17 protein-coding genes and 1 pseudogene are annotated in these 18,741 nt (G+C 39.7%); 10 read left to right on the top strand and 8 right to left on the bottom strand.

The genetic code is table 11. The features are described from left to right. Positions 1 to 386 precede the first annotated feature (386 nt). Together exbB and exbD are read left to right on the top strand one after the other, a co-directional pair. Positions 387 to 1,433 (top strand): tonB-system energizer ExbB, encoded by a 1,047-nt coding sequence (gene exbB / locus AAC852_RS18560; RefSeq protein WP_340622264.1) that lies wholly within the window; start codon positions 387 to 389, stop codon positions 1,431 to 1,433. Between the two features lie 6 nt (positions 1,434 to 1,439). After that, positions 1,440 to 1,865 (top strand): TonB system transport protein ExbD, encoded by a 426-nt coding sequence (gene exbD, locus AAC852_RS18555; protein ID WP_340622263.1) that lies wholly within the window; start codon positions 1,440 to 1,442, stop codon positions 1,863 to 1,865. Positions 1,866 to 1,980: 115 nt separating this feature from the next. Here the strand turns inward: exbD and AAC852_RS18550 are convergent, their stop codons facing one another. The 6 genes from AAC852_RS18550 to AAC852_RS18525 form a co-directional block, all read right to left on the bottom strand. After that, positions 1,981 to 2,367: a cytidine deaminase family protein gene (locus AAC852_RS18550; protein WP_340622262.1), complete on the bottom strand. Its 387-nt coding sequence runs from the start codon at positions 2,365 to 2,367 to the stop codon at positions 1,981 to 1,983. A gap of 37 nt (positions 2,368 to 2,404) precedes the next feature. Further along, positions 2,405 to 2,665 (bottom strand): HPr family phosphocarrier protein, encoded by a 261-nt coding sequence (locus AAC852_RS18545; RefSeq protein ID WP_340622261.1) that lies wholly within the window; start codon positions 2,663 to 2,665, stop codon positions 2,405 to 2,407. Between the two features lie 18 nt (positions 2,666 to 2,683). Then, complete coding sequence (locus AAC852_RS18540; protein WP_340622260.1) at positions 2,684 to 4,123, bottom strand: glycoside hydrolase family 1 protein; 1,440 nt, start codon at positions 4,121 to 4,123, stop codon at positions 2,684 to 2,686. Continuing rightward, positions 4,110 to 4,472, bottom strand: coding sequence for a PTS sugar transporter subunit IIA (locus AAC852_RS18535; RefSeq protein ID WP_340622259.1), 363 nt, complete (start codon positions 4,470 to 4,472; stop codon positions 4,110 to 4,112). Before AAC852_RS18535 ends, AAC852_RS18540 begins: the two co-directional genes overlap by 14 nt. Positions 4,473 to 4,507: 35 nt before the next feature. Then, complete coding sequence (locus AAC852_RS18530; RefSeq protein WP_340622258.1) at positions 4,508 to 5,743, bottom strand: PTS transporter subunit EIIC; 1,236 nt, start codon at positions 5,741 to 5,743, stop codon at positions 4,508 to 4,510. A 72-nt stretch (positions 5,744 to 5,815) separates the two neighbouring features. Next, positions 5,816 to 6,130: a PTS sugar transporter subunit IIB gene (locus AAC852_RS18525; RefSeq protein WP_340622257.1), complete on the bottom strand. Its 315-nt coding sequence runs from the start codon at positions 6,128 to 6,130 to the stop codon at positions 5,816 to 5,818. Between the two features lie 182 nt (positions 6,131 to 6,312). On the opposite strand from AAC852_RS18525, the gene AAC852_RS18520 reads away from it, so the two are divergent. Next, positions 6,313 to 8,235: a BglG family transcription antiterminator gene (locus AAC852_RS18520; protein WP_340622256.1), complete on the top strand. Its 1,923-nt coding sequence runs from the start codon at positions 6,313 to 6,315 to the stop codon at positions 8,233 to 8,235. 87 nt (positions 8,236 to 8,322) lie between these two features. Here AAC852_RS18520 and AAC852_RS18515 read toward each other — a convergent pair whose 3' ends face one another. Further along, positions 8,323 to 8,961, bottom strand: a complete 639-nt coding sequence (locus tag AAC852_RS18515) for a TetR/AcrR family transcriptional regulator (protein WP_340622255.1) — start codon at positions 8,959 to 8,961, stop codon at positions 8,323 to 8,325. A gap of 523 nt (positions 8,962 to 9,484) precedes the next feature. Between AAC852_RS18515 and AAC852_RS18510 the strand changes: the two genes are divergently transcribed. Further along, positions 9,485 to 10,636 carry a porin gene (locus tag AAC852_RS18510; protein WP_340622254.1) on the top strand — a complete coding sequence of 384 codons (1,152 nt, stop codon included), beginning with the start codon at positions 9,485 to 9,487 and terminating at the stop codon, positions 10,634 to 10,636. A 146-nt stretch (positions 10,637 to 10,782) separates the two neighbouring features. Here the strand turns inward: AAC852_RS18510 and rdgC are convergent, their stop codons facing one another. Continuing rightward, on the bottom strand, positions 10,783 to 11,694 hold the full coding sequence (gene rdgC / locus AAC852_RS18505) for a recombination-associated protein RdgC (RefSeq protein WP_340622253.1): 912 nt from the start codon (positions 11,692 to 11,694) through the stop codon (positions 10,783 to 10,785). A 278-nt stretch (positions 11,695 to 11,972) separates the two neighbouring features. Here rdgC and mak point away from each other — a divergent pair, with 278 nt between their 5' ends. From mak to AAC852_RS18475, 6 genes and pseudogenes are all read left to right on the top strand, one after another. Next, entirely contained in the window at positions 11,973 to 12,881 is a 909-nt protein-coding gene (mak, locus tag AAC852_RS18500; RefSeq protein WP_340622252.1) for a fructokinase, read from the top strand. Positions 12,882 to 13,014: 133 nt separating this feature from the next. Then, positions 13,015 to 13,143, top strand: a complete 129-nt coding sequence (locus tag AAC852_RS18495) for a hypothetical protein (RefSeq protein WP_340622251.1) — start codon at positions 13,015 to 13,017, stop codon at positions 13,141 to 13,143. Between the two features lies 1 nt (position 13,144). Beyond that, entirely contained in the window at positions 13,145 to 15,100 is a 1,956-nt protein-coding gene (locus AAC852_RS18490) for a bifunctional 2',3'-cyclic-nucleotide 2'-phosphodiesterase/3'-nucleotidase (RefSeq protein ID WP_340622250.1), read from the top strand. A gap of 336 nt (positions 15,101 to 15,436) precedes the next feature. Beyond that, positions 15,437 to 17,071 carry an ABC transporter substrate-binding protein gene (locus tag AAC852_RS18485; RefSeq protein ID WP_340622249.1) on the top strand — a complete coding sequence of 545 codons (1,635 nt, stop codon included), beginning with the start codon at positions 15,437 to 15,439 and terminating at the stop codon, positions 17,069 to 17,071. A gap of 106 nt (positions 17,072 to 17,177) precedes the next feature. Beyond that, a pseudogene (locus AAC852_RS18480) lies at positions 17,178 to 17,873 on the top strand (IS1 family transposase). A gap of 103 nt (positions 17,874 to 17,976) precedes the next feature. Beyond that, a complete protein-coding gene (locus AAC852_RS18475; protein ID WP_340622248.1) occupies positions 17,977 to 18,723 on the top strand; it encodes an SDR family oxidoreductase in 747 nt (248 codons plus the stop codon). The last annotated feature ends 18 nt before the right edge of the window (positions 18,724 to 18,741 follow it).

The following is an 18,741-nucleotide window of genomic DNA, read 5'->3' as shown; positions in this document are numbered from 1 at the left end:
ATTTCCCCCTCAATTAACGTTGATTACTCAAATAATCATTGCAAGTTAAAAGATTTGTCATGTTTTTTACAAAGAGATTCTTGCAACTTGACGAAAATTCAAGGTAATCGGTGATAGCGAAAAAGAGGGTTGTGGTGCAATCGCCCCTTTTCATTACCACTTTTTTATTAAATAGTAATGATAATTACTATCAAATCGCTCAATGTCTGATATCATTTGGAATGGACTTTTCCCTCACGTGATGAAAAGCATGAAATAGGGTTAAACGGAACCTTATCAGGTGGAAAAGCGAGCTATGGCTCAGGATATATTAGGATTAGCAAGATGAGTAAATGCGATTCATTGCTAAGTAACAGAATCTATAAAAAAGAGAGTAAGGCTAACTGATGCGTAATTTGACAGCTTCTATTCTATTGGCACTCGGGTTAACAGGTTCAGCGTGGGCTAATACCGCACCAGCTAATACCGTACCAGCTAATACCGTACCAACAACAGCGGCTGCTGCGCCAGAAAATCAGGCTGCCACTCAGGTAGCGGCCCCGGCAACACCAGTCTCTTCCACGGCTCCGCAAGCAGGGGAGACGAAAGCAGATCCACAGCAAGGCGAAGCTCAGAAAACGGATACGTCAGCGACGGCTGAACAGCAAACAGTCACTACCGAAGTGACTGAAATAACAGAAGCAGGCGCAGCGGAATCAATTGCTGTGGAAGGTTCTGAAAACTTGTCCAGCGGTTTTGCAACGGATCTTTCCGTTTGGGGGATGTATCAGAATGCGGATGTTGTAGTAAAAAGCGTCATGGTAGGTTTGGTGATTGCTTCTATTATCACATGGGCACTTTTCTTCTCCAAAGGAAGTGAGTTATTAATGGCTCGTCGCCGTTTACGCAGAGAGCAACTGGCATTGGCTGATGTTGCTAATCTGGATGCAGCCGTGAAAATTGCCGCTGATTTCGGTAAGAATAGTATCAGCCGTCTGTTATTGAACGAAGCACAGTCTGAACGCAATTTATCTGCTGAAAGTACTGACAAAGATGGCACCAAAGAGCGTACCTCATTCCGCATGGAGCGAGCTGTTGCGGCAATCAGCCGTCATCTGGGACGTGGAAACGGTTATCTGGCGACTATCGGCGCGATTTCACCGTTTGTCGGCCTGTTTGGTACAGTCTGGGGGATCATGAACAGCTTCATTGGTATCGCGCATTCACAAACGACTAACCTGGCGGTTGTTGCTCCGGGTATCGCAGAAGCACTCTTGGCGACAGCATTGGGTCTGGTCGCTGCAATTCCGGCGGTAGTTATCTATAACGTTTTTGCCCGCGTGATTTCATCATATCGTGGGCAAGTAGGTGATACGGCGGCACAGGCAATTCTGTTGCTTGGTCGTGATCTTGATTTGGCTGACAGAAAAACGGAACAAGCAGAAGCAAGGTAATCAATTATGGCAATACGTCTTAATGAAAATTTGGACGATAACGGTGAATTACACGAGATTAACGTCACGCCATTTATTGATGTGATGTTGGTGTTGTTGATCATCTTCATGGTGGCAGCACCACTGGCAACAGTTGATATCAAAGTCGATTTGCCTGCATCGTCAGCCAAACCACAACCGCGACCAGAGAAACCGGTCTTTCTGACAGTAAAAGCAGATCTTCAACTGTATGTTGGTGATCAGTTGGTTGAGCGTGATACGCTGTCTTCGGTACTGGATCAAACAACTCAATCCAATAAAGAAACCATAATTTTCTTCCAGGCGGATAAAACTGTGGATTATGAAACGCTAATGAGCGTGATGGATTCTCTGCGCAAGGCTGGTTATCTGAAAGTTGGTTTGGTCGGAATGGAAGCGGTAGAGGCTAAATAACATTATCAGTGGTTAACTTACCTGAATAATAGAAATTGCCCGAATGATTAAATCGGGCAGTTTTTCTATTAGGCCAGACATAAATAGGCCAGACACAAAATAATAATAAAATACCCTACGCGTTTTTCCAATCAAACGGCAGTAACTCGCCAAGCGATAAAACTAACTCTTGGTTTACTTTCACTTCGGCGTGGATATTTTTTCTATTGATCTGACTGATAAACTCCCGACAGCGACCACAAGGAGGAATAATATCCCCGCGTTGATTAACCGCGATAATTTTCACTATCCGGTTTTCTCCATGTTTTATCATATCTGCAATGGCACCATGTTCTGCACAAAATCCCATTGAACAGGCAGTATCAATATTCATACCGGTATAAATATGCCCGGATTCACATTGAATAACCGCAACTACATGACCATATTTAACATGTTTATTTAATTGTGTCGGGGAAATAAGTTGATGTGCGATATTTTCCATTTCATCAAAAGAGATCATAAGATATCTCCAATAGGCAACCGATAAGATGTAGAATTTATTCTTTAATATTACGAATAAGATCCACAACTGATTGTGCCATTTCCTCTTCATTTTCTCCTTCAACCCGAATAGTGACTTCCATGCCACTTTTAATTCCCATTGACATAATTTTGAACATGCTTTTTAAATTGGCACTCTTATCTCCCCTGATAATTTCTATCGTGCCATTGTAAGTTTTGGCTAAATTACAAAGTTGGGCAGAAGGCCGGGTATGCAGCCCCGAAGGGGCTGTGACTACGACGGAATATTCGATCATAAATTTACCTAAAGAAAATCAGGATTCAGTTAATGAACCGCCACGTGTCTGAATAACTTTCTGATACCAATAAAACGAATCTTTCTTATAACGGTTGAGGTCTTTTAGATCGTCATCAGTGCGATTAACATAAACAAAGCCATACCGTTTTTTGTAACCATTGCTGGTGGAAAGAAGGTCAATAAAACTCCACGGATTATAAGAGAGAACCACAACACCCGAATCCATCGCCCGTTTTATAGCCTGAAGATGTTTTTCCAGATAATCAATGCGGTAACTGTCATTAATGGTGCCATCAGATTCCAGTACGTCATCAGCACCGAAACCATTTTCCGTGATCATCAATGGCTTCTGATAACGGGTATATAAATCGCGTAACAGATATTCAAGCCCAAGTGGGTCAATCGCCCAATCCCAGTCTGTGGTATCAAGTTGTGGGTTTTTATGGATCTGATAGTAATCGGGTTGGATCTCATAGCCGTCAATTTGTCCTTTGATACCTGTTGGATTAAAACCATCCATTCGTCTCTGAGCATGTGCCGGCGCTGCGGCAGCGGTATGGCTGCAATAATAATTGAGTGCCAGAAAATCAGAATAGCCCTCTCTGATTAATTCCATATCGCCGTCTTCGATATTGGGAGCCAGTCCATGCTTTTTCAGGTAATTCAATGCGGATTGATGATATTGTCCTTTCAGATAGATATCGGTGAAATAGTAATTGCGTAGATCATTGGCGTTTTGGGCCGCCAAATTATCTTCCGGTTTGCTGGTCAGCGGATAAATAGCGGAATATCCTAATGCTGCGCCGACCTGACCGTCAGGCACCCATTGATGAACTAACTTACAGGCAATTGCATGAGCCAGATTCATATGGTGATTTATTTGATACTTAATCTGCTCATTGTGGAGATATTGCTCAGGGATAAAGCACTTTTTCGTCCAGAATTGTACGATAATACTTTGTTCATTGATGGTCAGCCAATATTTGACTTTCCTGCCATATTCTCTGATGACAAATTCAGCGTAATAGGCAAAATCATTTACACTTTGTCTATCGATCCAACCATGATATTTTTCCACCAATGCCATAGGCATATCATAATGGTAAAGTGTCGGGATTGGCGTAATACCGTTTTCCAATAGTTCATCGATAAGATTGTGGTAAAACTGCACGCCTTTATCATTAGGCTTACCGATCCCATCAGGGAAAATACGCGACCATGCGATGGAGAAACGATAGGCTTTCAAACCTAGCTCTTTCATTAATGCAACATCTTCTTTATAGCGATGATAATGGTCACTGGTAATATGAGTATCTGCTAATCCGGGGTTATTATTGAGAATATCTTGCTGTGATAATTTCTTGCCATATTCTTCTGCTGCTCCTTCAACCTGATAGGCACTGGTTGCAGCTCCCCAAAGAAAATTTTCAGGAAACAGAGTATTATTTTTCGACATGCTGTTTTTCCTCTTTATTATTGTTCGTAGTGTGAAGGTATTTATATAAGCTAATCATTTCTTCTCTCAGAATTAACTCACTGCGTATCGCCATCAATGTATCCTGAGCATGAATAAACAGTAGACTTAAATGAAAGTTATCTCCTTGAGTCTCTTTCTGAATAACTTCAGTCTGTGTCTGATGGGCAGATAACATCATTTTGCGTGCTTTTTCCATATATAAACGCGCATTGTCAAAATCACCATCACGGGCATATTTCATGGCTTTTTCACTTTTTTCTCTGGCATTACCTGCATCGAGAATTATTTCCATAGAAATAGGAATTAGAATATTTTCCTCACTGTTCATGGTTATTTTCCTTGTAATGGAGTTGGATATATAACTTATGCTGCATTGGTGCTCTCTTCCTCAATTCGTTTTTTCTCATACACCTTAAAGAAGGGATACCAGGTAATCAGGAATACAGCCATTAGTACGGCGTAACAGATGACAGCCCGCCAGTCTTCCGTAATCATGACACTGGAGAACGGGGCAGGTATTTGACCGACCTGAATCATTTTTGCGGGAATATTCAGCCAGTCTGAGCGCATGAATACCCAGACGATAATGGGGCTGGTGATTGCGTTAATCCACATGGGAAGCATTAACAGTGGGTTGAGGACAATCGGTGTACCAAACACCAGCGGTTCGTTGATATTGAAGAAAGAAGGCCCTATGCAGATATAGCCCGTGGCTTTAAGCTCTCTGGATTTAGAAAACAGCATTAAAAGATTTAATGCGAGAGTGGCACCGGTTCCTCCCATTGTAATCAAAGCCGCTGTATACATGGTTTCATAGGTCACAATATTGGTAGGGGACTGCCCTGCTGCCACCAGAGTAATATTGGCACTGATACCAAGCATAAAGATAGGCATTTGCAGGCCGGTAAATGTCCAGACTGAAATCCCCATCGACATTGCGATAGCAGGGATTAATGCCATGAGTATGAATCCCGGCAGTGTTTGCCCGAATACAGCAATGGGAGAAAAGAGAGAAAGTAGCCGGGAGAAGACATCAACTTCAAAGGTGAATACCAATAATGTTCCTGCGCCAATGGAAATCAGAATCGGGATAATGGCATGTATCCAGCCGACAACAAAATCAGGCAGGGAACTCTCTTTCAATAAACCCATTTTGGTATATAGATGAAACAGATAGGAAACAAACAAACCAGTGACAATACCCAATAAAATGCCTGCGGGGCCGAATCGTTCAAAACTGACAATCATGTTGCCATCAGAAAATTCCGGCTTGATGAACATCATATAGATGCAAATGGAAGTCAGACCGGCAATTAGGGTATAGCGAAAATGATGAAGTTTTTCCATCATCTGGTTAGCTACCATAAACGCGGTAATTAAACCGAGCATACCAAAAGAATATTCGGCAATCCGACCAAGATTGGGCAAAAAAGGAAGATAAGCACGAAATACATTATAAAAAAATATAAGTGATCCCGCTAAAATAAAAGGAATATTTTTCTGCATGGAGCCAGAAATAGCGGCTACCCACGGTCGCTTAGTAAAATTTTGCATCGCGGGTGCAAACGAGTCAGATAACCACGACATAAATGCTTTCATTTCGCATCTCTCTTTATTATTGTCTTTGTCTATTCTGAGTAAGTGAAATCCCTGGTGTTATAAAGAGTAAAACTAATGATTTAATGTGGTTATGGCTAATTCCAGTAATGCTTTTCCGTCTAATTTTCCATAAATATTTTGGGGTACGACAAGCACAGGAATATTGTAAATATCAGCATGTTTTTGGAACTCATCTTTTTGCGAAGCATAGTGAGGGCCAAGAAATAGGATATCGATAACTGAAAAGTATTCTGCTACCTCGCTTTCACTTCTGGCTTCGACGGTCACTGATACACCTTTTTGTCTGGCAGCATTTCTGGTTTTTGTTGCTAACATACCACTGGAAATACCTGCACCACAACACAACATAATAAAAATATTTTTCATATGAATTCCTTATTATTTTGCTGCTAATTGATTTTTGTTTTCTGACATATAAACTACTATCTTGAATTTTGACTTTATATTCAATTATGTGTTTTCACTTTAAGAGGGCAAAATTATATTTTTATAACTTAATTATCTAAGTACATTCAAGGTGTTATTTATTCATTTAACAGGGGGTTATAATGCTAAGACCTAAGCAGAAAGAATTATTGGACTATTTACTGAATAAAAATACCCCGACGTTGGCAATAAAGTTATCTCAGATCTTAAACGTCTCCATTAGAACGATAAAAAATTATGTAGCGGAAATTAATGAAGCCTATGGCGAGAAAATTATTCTTTCTGGTCGATCAGGATATTCTTTATCACTTGATAAAAATATCAAATTACACTACCAAACCAGTAATCAGCCGAAAACCTATCAGGAAAGGGCCTGTTTTTTGATTAAGACTATTCTGTTATTTAAGAAAAGTAATAATATTTATGATATCAGTGCTGATTTGTATATCAGTGACTCAACATTAAGATCATTGATATATAAAATGAATAGTTCATTTGAAAAATTTAATGTCAGGTTCTTATGCAGGAATAACCATATTGAAATTTTGGGGGCAGAACAAAAATTAAGAGAGTTAATTTATCATACTATTATCGAACAAACAGATTATCGTTTCAATGAATTAAAAACATTGGAAACCATATTTGGTATTCAACAGGTAGAAATGGTATCTAATCTTATTAAGGAGATATTTTATAAATGGGGATATTCTGTTTATGATCTCTCTTATACTAATCTTGTCTTACATTTTCTGATACTGATAAATCGGTTAAAGCATGATAAGTGTTTAGATACTCAGCTAACTTTTTTCGGGAATAATCAATTACATTCTATAACTGATGAGTTATGTGATAATCTGCAACATAAATTTAATGTTTCAATATCAGAGAATGAAAGGAGCGCCTGTTATACTTTGTTGAAAATCAACATCAGTTCTAATTATACTAAAAATAGTGAATCAATTGATTTAGTGGATGCTGACTTATACCGATTTACAAAAAAAGTTACTGAATCTGTACAGGAACACTATCTGATTGATTTTGGGACAGATGATTTTATCTCATTATTTTCTCTGCATATATCAGGGCTGAAAACCCGGCTGGAATATAATATTTATACTAAAAATCCTATGTTGGAGGTAATAAAAAAGGAGTGTCGCATAATTTTTGATATCGCTGTTTTTATCTCTTTACAATTAAATGAATTTTTCGGGAAGAAACTGAATGAAGATGAAATTTCTTTTATTGCCCTGCATGTTGGTGCTGAATTTGAACGGCAGAAAAGTCATGATAATAAAGTACGGGCAGTGCTTTTATGCCCCGGCTACCGGGGTATTGAGAATAAAATCTATCATCAGTTATTGTGTGATTTTGGTAATGAAATAAGTGTGATTAAGCGGATTTCCCAGCTTTCTGAATTGGAGACTCTGGAGTTCGAACTATTGATTACAACAATAAATATTCCTGCCAGCCATCATTATGAAATAGTATGTATTTCTCCTTTTCAGTTACGGAATAAGCGCGCGCAGTTGATTAGAAAAATTGATATTGCTAATGCAAACCGGAAGAAGAGGACGCTACAACGTAATTTTGATCTATTTTTTGAACAAGGTCTGTTTTGGTTTGAACCTGGCTTTCAGCACAGAGATGTACTTATTGATGATCTTTGTCAGACAATGTTTGCCAAAGGTTATGTTGAATCTGATTTTGTCAGATATGTTTATCAGCGTGAAAATGCTTCCTCAACGGCTTTTGGTATTCTGGCCTTACCTCATTCAGTAAAGATGGATGCGATAAAAACGGGTGTTGCTGTTGTTATTAGTCCGAAAGGGATACGTTGGGGGAAAGATGAACGTGTGCATGTTATTTTTTTAATAGCAATAAACAGGATAGACAAGGTATGTTTTGCAGAGTGTTATGATGCGTTATTAGATGTCTTTAGCCATGATAAGATTATTAATCAACTGCATAAAATAACTTGTTTTGAACGCTTTCGGCAAATGTTGATCGGAACGAACAAATATCAAGTTATAGATGATAATGTTTAAAATATGATTGTCTATTATAAATAGAAATAAGGCGATGAGTGATTATCATGAACTCAACGCCTTATTTATTGTTGTGAGAAAAAATTCTTATTTCTCAGGTAATCCAGACTTAAGTAAATTTATTATTGCTGTAATGCGGTAGGAAATATCAGTTTCTGGCAAAGGTGGCGTTTGCCCCAATGCCATTTGTCTGAGCGGCTCTGAAATCACCATAGAGATAGCCAACTCACTGAATATTTTATAATTAAATTCTTTTAATAATCCTTGTTTATATTGCTGTTCTAGCCAGTTTGCTAAAATAATTTTGTTTTTTTCAATACCGCCTTGTTGATATTTTTCTAAGAAGGTATCCCGATGAGGAAAATCAGACTGTAATAATTTAAATAATCCGACGGCATCTTTAGATAAGGATTTTTCAGCGATTCCCATTAAATAATTTCCCAATGAAATTATCATTTGTTGGTAATTATTGGCATTCTTAGTCAAAGGAAGGACTGTGTTATCTGTCCATTTTAATATAACTTGTTCAATCAAATCTTCTCTATTTTTAACGAAACGGTAGAGTGTCTTTTTGGCGATTTTTGCTTTTTGGGCAATAACATCCATGGTGGTTGTGCTATAGCCCTGATTTAACAGCAGAGAAAGAGTAATATCATGGATTTTCTCACGTATTTCTTGTTCGGGAATTGACGGGCGACCTCGTGGGCGTGGATGATTTTCTGCCATTTTAGCACCTTATAAGTTGTCGATATTTAATGTACCGCATTGGCTTTATTCCATTAATAAGGAAGAAATGTTTACTTGAAATAAATGGAAATTTATCAATTTCCACCAAATACAGAACTTACAGTCACTTGTCAATATTTAAAATAAATAATTGCCACATTATCTATGGTAATTAGCAGTAAAAAATGCTGCTCAGAACACTTCTTTTATTTTTCATCAACTCTATTATTATTTATAACTTACTGTTTTTAATAACTAATAATCATAATTGATGTTATTCAATTATTGAAAATATGCTTACTATGTGATCTGTCTCACAGGGTAGCACTTTTGGTTAAATTTTGTTAGCAAAACGTTAATTTGCATCTTAGTATCGCTATTGTTGATTACAAAATTAACTGTAAAGTAACAAGTATTGCTAAATGTTAATCCGCCTAACTATTTCTTCTTAGAAAATGTATTTCCTGTCGGTGGAAAAGGTAGGTGACAAAAGGTAATAACAACACTAGTGAGGACCATAATAATGATAAAACACAACGTAATAGCAATGGCGATTCCGGTTTTCCTTATCGCTGGGGCTGCAAATGCGGCCGAAGTTTATAATAAGGATGGTAATAAAATTGATTTATATGGAAAGGCTGAAGTTCAACACTACTTTGCTAAATCAAAAAGCAAAGAAGCAGGTGATAACTCCAGCGGCCGTATCGGTGTGAGAGGGACAACCCAACTTACAGACACCATTTCAGGATTTGGGCGTTGGGAATTCAATCTGGGTGCCAACAGCACCGAAGTTGAAAGCAGCAAATTTGCAAGAACACGTCTGGCTTTTGTCGGCCTTAAACTGGGTCATTATGGTACCCTGGATTATGGTCGTAATTTCGGCGTGGTATATGATGCCAACACGTTTACAGATATGCTTCCCGTTTTTGGTGGCGATAGCATGGCGGCAACTGATAATTTTATGATGGGGCGTTCGACAGGGTTATTAACTTATCGTAATACTGACTTTTTTGGCCTGGTGAACGGGTGGAATTTTGCCCTGCAATATCAGGCCAAAAATGATGGTGGCACTAAAAATGCCCGTGATGATGTTATGCGGCAGAATGGTGATGGTTTTGGCCTTTCCAGTTCTTACGATTTTGGCAATGGTGTGACTGTTGCAGCTTCTTATGGTAATTCTAGTCGTACTCAGGCACAAAAACAGGGCACGCCATCAGCTAAGGTACTGGCGAAAGGGAACAAAGCTGAAGCATGGTTGGTATCAGCTAAGTACGATAGAAATAATGTCTATCTGGCAGCGATGTATGGTCAGGCTCGTAATTTGACCCGATTCGGCAGCGCTGTAGATAATCATGTGATGTTTGCGAATAAAACGGAAAATATTGAGTTAACTGCGCAATATCTATTTGATTTTGGCTTGCGTCCGTCTATTGGTTATGTCTATTCCAGAGGCAAAGACTTAGGCAACGATTTGGGCGAGAACAATTTATTGAGAACCAAAGGATCTGAAGATCTGGTGAAGTATATCTCTATCGGAGCATCTTATAATTTCAACAAAAATATGGGTACTTATGCTGAATATAAGATCAACTTGCTGAAAAATAATGACTTTACTAAAACAGCTAAGATTAAAACAGATAATGTCATGGGTGTTGGCTTGATATACCGTTTCTAATTGTGTGAAATAACGATAGCCATAGTAACAGCCTCAATGGAAATACCATTGAGGCTGTATCCTTTTTATATCCTGTCTATATCAAGTTCTGTCTATATCAATAGCGTTGTTAGTTGCTTTTTGAAATCTATTGGGTAGATAAGACATTATCTTTCTGCCTCACCACCCAGCGCATCAATGGTATTTTTTATCAGCGCACTTAATTCACCCGTCATCAGCGTGAAATCAGCATCGAATCGTTGAGCAACATCTTCACGATCAATATCATCATTTTGTTCACGCAATGTTTCACTGAATTTAATACGTTTGTAAGAACCATCATCTGACAACATGAATTGGATACGCTCTTCCCAGTCCAGTGCCAGTTTGGTGACATATTTCCCGGACTCAATGTGTGCCGCGATTTCGTCAGATACTAACTCTTGTTTCTTGCAGCGAATAACCCCGCCGTCTTCCAGAATAGCTTTTAATTCAGCTTCATCCATCAGAGCATAACCGGCAGGTAAATTACCTGAACGAACCCATTCAGTTAATGTCAGCTCAATGGGATCTTTGAAAGTCAGGGGAACAACAGGCAATGAGCCAAGTGTTTTTCTTAATAAAGCCAGATTATCTTCGGCACGTTTAGCACTGGCTGAATCAACAATAATCAGATTGTTAACGGTATCTATCCAGATATAAGTCTGGCTAAAACGGCTAAATGCTCTTGGTAATAAAGTGTGGATCACTTCGTCTTTCAGTGAATCTTTCTCGGTTTTTTTCAGTTTCCGGTGCTGTTCTCCTTCCAGACGGGCAATTTTGGTTTGCAGTTCCTGTTTAATGACCGGAGAAGGCAGCATTTTTTCTTCCTTGCGTGCACAAATCAAGATCTGATTACCGGCAGCATGAGTTAATGCTTCACCATGGGCGCCCATTGGTGGAACCCAACCCGTTTTCATCATGTCCTGACTGCCACATGGGGTGAATGCCAATGGGCTTAATTGTTTTTCCAGTTCATCCGTGGAAAGTGAAATTTCTCGGTTTAAACGGTAAATCATTAAATTTTTGAACCATAACATGCTGTTACCCCATATTTGTGCATTATGACAAATGTCATATGAAACGTTATTTGAAAAGCATAGCTGCGCATGATAACGAATCATGCGGCGAAGCCCTAGAACTTCATCTATTTCCTTTCTGGAATTTCATTCATTATCTAAAACGCCCATTTCCTAAAACAAAGTGACGTTATAGTTCTTGATTGTTAATGCTGCTCAGGCAATGATCTTACGACAACACGATTCAATAGCCTGAAAAAAATTCGGCTGACGGTAAACCACAGAGAAAAAGGTAAGCTATGCGTATAGGTATTGATCTTGGTGGAACCAAGATTGAAGTGATCGCATTGGGCGATCAGGGTGAAGAACTGTTTCGGAAACGGGTGGATACTCCCCGCAATGACTATCAGCAAACACTGGCCGCCATTGCGGGTTTGATAGCGGATGCGGAACAGGCAACCGGGCAGAAAGGCACAATAGGAATTGGCATTCCGGGAGCGATTTCACCTTTTACCGGAAAAGTGAAAAATGCTAATTCGGTCTGGTTGAACGGTCAGGTTTTGGACAAAGATATTTCCGCTTTTCTGGGGCGTGAAGTACGGGTTGCCAATGACGCAAACTGTCTGGCTGTTTCGGAAGCGACTGATGGTGCAGCAGCAGGTATGCCAATGGTGTTTGCCGTTATTATCGGGACTGGCTGTGGTTCAGGTCTGGCATTTGATGGCAAGGTACATGCAGGTGGTAATGGTCTGGCTGGAGAATGGGGGCATAACCCATTACCGTGGATGGATGACGAAGATCGGGCATATCAGGAAGAGGTTCGTTGTTTCTGCGGTAAACCAGGCTGTACCGAAATGTTTGTATCGGGAACCGGTTTTATGAAGGATTATTTCCGCTTGAGTGGCGTGCACAAAAAAGGCCATGAAATTATGGAGGCTGTAGCTCAGGGAGATAAAATTGCCGAACTAGCCATCCAGCGTTATGAAAGGCGTCTGGCACGGGCATTAGCACAGGTTGTTAACTTACTTGATCCTGATGTCATTGTGCTAGGTGGCGGTATGAGTAATGTTGATCGCCTTTATCAGACCTTGCCGGGTTTAGTGAGTGAGTGGGTTTTTGGTGGCGAGTGTGCAACACCGATTAGAAAAGCACTGCATGGTGATTCCAGCGGAGTGCGTGGTGCGGCGTGGCTGTGGCCTAATAAATAACTATACCCTCTATTTTTGCCCTTCATTTTTATTCGAAAAATGAAGGGCATATCTATCTGTAACCTGATTTAAGTTAATTTTCTGATTTTGTGAGCGAATTCCGTTTCTATGTTACGAGTAATATCAGACATAAATGAACAATCAGTACAATAGTATACGTCTGTTTGTTGAAGCGGCATATGATGATGCCCGCAGTGACAATCCGGTTCACAGAGATAAGAAACAAACCATTCTGGAAACTCTATCTATAGAAGGGGGATAACATGTTGAAGTATGGCTTGAGAATTTCAACGTTGGCGATGTTGGTGGCATTTAATGTCAATGCGGCAACCGTTGATTTACGGGTTATGGAAACATCGGATATTCACAGCAACCTGATTGATTTCGATTACTTTAAGGATAAACCGACTGAGCAGTTTGGTCTGGTCCGTACTGCGGGTTTAATTAAAGCCGCTAAATCTAAAGCTACTAACGTAATTCTGGTTGATAATGGTGACCTGATCCAGGGAAACCCGATGGCAGATTACATCGTGGCAAAAGGACTCAAACAGAATGAAGTCCATCCGGTTCACCAACTGATGAACACAATGGATTATACCGTGGGTAACTTCGGTAACCATGAATTTAATTTTGGTCTGGATTATCTGAAACAGGTGATAGCAGGGGCTAAATTCCCTTACATTAACGCCAATATTATGGATGCCAAGACTGGCAAAAACTACTTCACACCTTATATTATCGTTGATACCCCGGTTAAAGATCGTGAAGACAGAGAACACATAATTAAGATCGGTTATATCGGTTTTGTTCCACCGCAGATCAGTATTTGGGATAAGGCCAATATGGATGGCAAAGTCGTTGTCAACGATATCACTGAGACGGCAAAAAAATTCGTACCTGAAATGAAGAAAGCGGGTGCTGATCTGATTATTGCTATTCCGCATTCCGGCTTCTCTCAAGAGCCTTATAAAGCAATGGCAGAAAACTCTGTTTATTATTTGAGTGAAGTTCCCGGTATTAATGCCATCATGTTCGGCCATTCGCACGGGGTTTTCCCAAGCGAGGAGTATAAAGGTATTAAAGGTGTTGATGTTGCTAATGGTACAGTCAATGGCATTCCTGCCGTAATGCCGGGCCAGTGGGGAGACCATTTGGGGGTTGTTGATATGGTTATCAACAATAGCAGCGGTGAATGGAAAGTAGAATCGACTAAAGCTGAGGCGCGTCCTATCTATGATAAAACGCATAAGAAAGCACTGGTTGAAAGTGATAACAAACTGGCAGCGATTATTGAAGAAGCCAATCAGGGAACCCGTGATTTCGTCGGCAAGTTCATCGGTAAAGCCTCTGCCAATATGTACAGTTATCTTGCGCTGATCCAAAGTGATCCAACGGTTCAAATCGTTAACGATGCTCAGGTTGATTACACTAGGCGTTTTATTCAGGGTGATCCTGATCTGGCAGATCTGCCCGTTCTGGGAGCTGCTGCACCATTTAAGGCGGGTGGACGTAAAAATGCACCGGCTGAGTTTGTGGAAGTAGAAAAAGGTGACCTGACATTCCGTCACGCGGCTGATTTGTATCTCTACCCGAACACGTTGGTTGTGGTGAAAGCGAGTGGGGCTGATGTTGTGGAGTGGCTGGAATGTTCAGCCGGCATGTATAACCAGATAGATCCTAACTCCACCAAACCACAAGAGTTATTGAACTGGAAGGGTTTTCGAACTTATAACTTTGATACCATCAGTGGTATCAATTATAAGATGGATCTGACTCAGCCAGCGAAATACGACACAGATTGCCAATTGATCAACAAAGATGCGAACCGTATTAAGGACGTTACTTATCAGGGTAAGCCTATCGATCCAAAAGCGACATTCCTGATCGCCACCAATAACTACCGAGGTTACGGTGGTAAATTTGCAGGAACAGGTGAAGGCCATATTGCATTCGCTTCACCGGATGAAAACCGCTCTATTCTGGCTGCCTACATTTCCAGAATGACCAAAGAGAAAGGTGTGGTATCAACACAGGCGGAAAATAACTGGTCATTCCTGCCAATCAAAACAGACAAGAAACTGGATATTCGCTTTGAAACTTCTTCATCAGAAAAGGCCGCAAAGTTTATCAAAGAACAGGCTCAATATCCGGTGAAATACCTGAAAAATGATGATATTGGGTTTGCAATTTATCAAATTGATCTAACTGATAAAAAATAAACCTTAACTGTATTGATGCCTGTTCGACGGAGCAGGCAACATCATTGACTGCTGATACCTTGATTTGTGATTTAAAGAGATAATGTGATGATGATTATAGATACGAGATATTACTGTAGATAAAACTGTCATCGAAACAGTATGGTAGATTTCTTATTGTTTTAAGTAGTAAGTGCAATCCTAATCATTATGCGTTGCACTTATATCTTTAATCTACTCAAATTACGTAAGAATATTACAAGTAAGAGTAATGTTTTTAAATGGTTAATAATAAAAATAGTAATTATAAATATGACAGTAATTCAATAATAAAAAACAGTTATGGAGAGCACTAATATGCAAAAAATGTTGGTAAAGCTAATAAAAAATAAAATATCTAAGGTATTAACTTGCCCGATAGGAATTATACTGGGCAGTATCAGTTTGGCTCAGGCTGCCGTTATCCCTCCCGGTACAGAGTTAGCAGAGAAACAGGAAATTGTGCGCAATAACGGCTCATTTCCTGCTTCTCTGGATGTGCATAAAGTAGAAAGTAATACTGAGTTAGATATTATCCATGATTTTTTTGATGGCTTGGTTTACACCGATAGAAAGGGAAATATCGAACCGAGATTAGCAGAGCGTTGGGAAACGGCTGATAACCAGACATGGATTTTCCATTTAAGAAAAGGCATTAAGTGGTCTGATGGTACGTCGATTACTGCCCATGACGTGGTATTCAGTTGGCGGCGACTACTTGATCCAACTATGGGGTCCCCTTATAGCAGCTATCTTGCAACTGCTCATGTGATAAATGCAAATGATGTATTACTTGGCAAGAAAAAAGTAGAAGAGCTTGGTGTAAAAGCGCTGGATGATTTTACACTGGAAGTGAAATTGGATAAGCCTGTTGCTTATTTATTACAGATGCTAACCCATCCGATTCTGGTTCCCATCAGCGAAAAAGTGGTGAAGAAATATGGTGATAAATGGACACAACCAGAGACTTTTGTTGGTAGTGGGGCTTTTAAACTTTCAGAGTGGCGGGTAAATGAAAAAGTCGTTGGTGTCAGAAATCCTCAATATTGGGATGATAAAAATACAGTCATTAATAAAGTTACTTATCTTGCAATCGTATCAGAAAAAGCAGATCTGAACCGTTATCTGGCAGGGGAAGTCGATATAACTAAAACGATTGAATTAGACTCTTTTACATCATTAAAAAAAGAGTTTAGTGATCAAATGCATATTATTCCCATGCTATCTACTTATTATTATGTTTTTAATACTAAGAAACCACCATTTAATGATATCAGAGTCAGGCAGGCTTTAAGTTTAGCTATTGATAGAGATATTATTGCGGATAAGGTTTTAGGGCAGGGGCAATTGCCTGCGTATGATATTATTCCGCCTAATATTGGCGGATTAAGTTTAACACTACCTGAATATGCTTCCTGGACACAAGAACAACGGATTAAAAAAGCCAGGGAGTTATTAAATGAGGCTGGTTTTAATAAAGATAATCCACTGAAATTTAATCTGCTTTATAATACAAGAGAAACCCACAAAAAAATAGCTATTGCAGTGACTTCAATGTGGAAGAAAAATCTTGGTGTTCAAGCCGCTTTGCAAAATCAAGAATGGAAAGTCATGCTGGACAATATGCATCAAAATAAATTTGATGTAGTCAGATATGCATGGACAGCAGATTATAATAGTCCGATGTCATTTTTGGATACGTTCCTGACAGGAAATAGTCAAAATATTCCTCTCTATGAAAATAGTGATTTCGATCAGATGGTAATTAAAGCTGGTGAAACTAATGATGTTATGTATTATCAAAAGGCGATAGATATTTTAACCAATGATACTCCTGCTATTCCTGTCTACTATTATGTCAGTAATAAGTTGGTAAAACCCTATGTCGGTGGATTTTATGTTACCCTAATGGATTATATTTCGACGAAAGATCTTTATATAATAAAACATTAGGAAAAATTCAGAGCCTGTGCAAACAGGCTCTGATTATATGAATGGTCGGTCACGTATTCAACCTGTTGATGATTGTGTATAATCGCCATTTTTTCGGAGAAATCACATGGCGACTGTTGAAGTAAAATGTCGGTTTTGTCAGCAAACTGAATACGTCAAAAAGCACGGCAAAGGTGAGGCCGGACATCAACGCTATCGTTGTTTCTCCTGCAAACGAACCTTCCAACTGGATTACGCCTATCGCGCCTGCCAAGCGGGTATAAAAGAACACGTTGTTGATCTTGCCATGAATAATGCGGGTATCCGTGATACAGCCCGTGCATTACATATCAGTATCAATGCGGTTGTCCGTGTTTTAAAAAACTTAAACCACGATGCGTAACGACACTCCCACTGGATAATGTCAACGTTCAACTCATTTGTGAAGTTGATGAAGTGTGGTCATTTGTCGGGAATAAAAAATGCCAACGTTGGTTATGGTATGCTTGGGAGCCTCGTTTAAAACGCATCATCGCTCATACGTTTGGAGCGAGAAGCAAAAAAAAACCTCAAGAAACTCCTCAAAAAACTGGCTTCGTTCAATGTTGTTTTCTGGTGTACAGATAATTTCAAGGCTTACAATCTATTACCTAAAAGCCAGCATCTTGTCGGAAAAACCTTCACTCAACGTATTGAGCGGGAGAATTTGACATTGCGCAACCGACTTAAACGACTCAATCGTAAGACGTTGGGTTATTCGAAGTCACCGGAAATGCATGATAAAGTCATCGGGACTTTCATTGAACGTGAATACTATGTTTAACACAAATCAACGGATTGAATACGTGACCATGATTTCCTCAGCGTATCATAGTCACAGTTAATTAAAGGAATTACATCAGAAAAATAAAGAGGAAGAGTTTATTATGCAGCAAGTCACAATTATTACAGGCGGTTCCCGTGGTATTGGTAAAGCGACAGCTTTGTGTCTGGCAAAGAGAGGGCACCATATTGGTATTGGTTATCGTACTCGTGAAAACAGTGCTCATGAAGTTGTGGATATGATCCGAAATCTGGGGCAGTCGGCAATTTCTGTTCAAGTGGATGTAACAGATGAAAAACAGATCGTGGCCTTGTTCCAAAAGGTAGAAGGGGAACTGGGTTATATATCCGGGCTGGTGAATAATGCCGGTATCTTAAAGCCTCAGGCTACCATTGAGCAGTTAACAGCGGAACGGTTGAATGACATATTTGCCACCAATGTGACAGGGTATTTTCTTTGTGCCCGCGAAGCTGTCAAAAGAATGGCCTTTCGTCATGGAGGTAAAGGAGGTGCGATTGTTAACGTTTCATCGGCGGCTGCAAGGTTGGGTTCCCCTTATGAATATATTGATTATGCTGCATCAAAAGGTGCTGTTGATACATTGACTATCGGATTATCTCAAGAAGTTGCAGCACAAGGGATTAGGGTGAATACGGTTCGGCCCGGCTTTATTTATACAGAAATGCATACAGATGGAGGTGAGCCGGATAGGATCGAGCGTATTAAAAATTCCCTACCAATGAAAAGAGGGGGGCAGCCAGAAGAAATTGCAGAAGCCATTGCGTGGTTATTGTCTGATGAAGCATCGTATGTAACCGGTAATTTCATGGATCTGGCGGGAGGAAAGTAGGTTTTTTCGGCTGTTTAA

Source organism: Xenorhabdus siamensis (assembly GCF_037996745.1).
GTDB classification, from domain to species: Bacteria; Pseudomonadota; Gammaproteobacteria; order Enterobacterales; family Enterobacteriaceae; genus Xenorhabdus; species Xenorhabdus indica.
The sequence above is the reverse complement of the archived record's forward strand: the minus strand, read 5'-3'. Positions and strand labels throughout refer to the sequence as shown.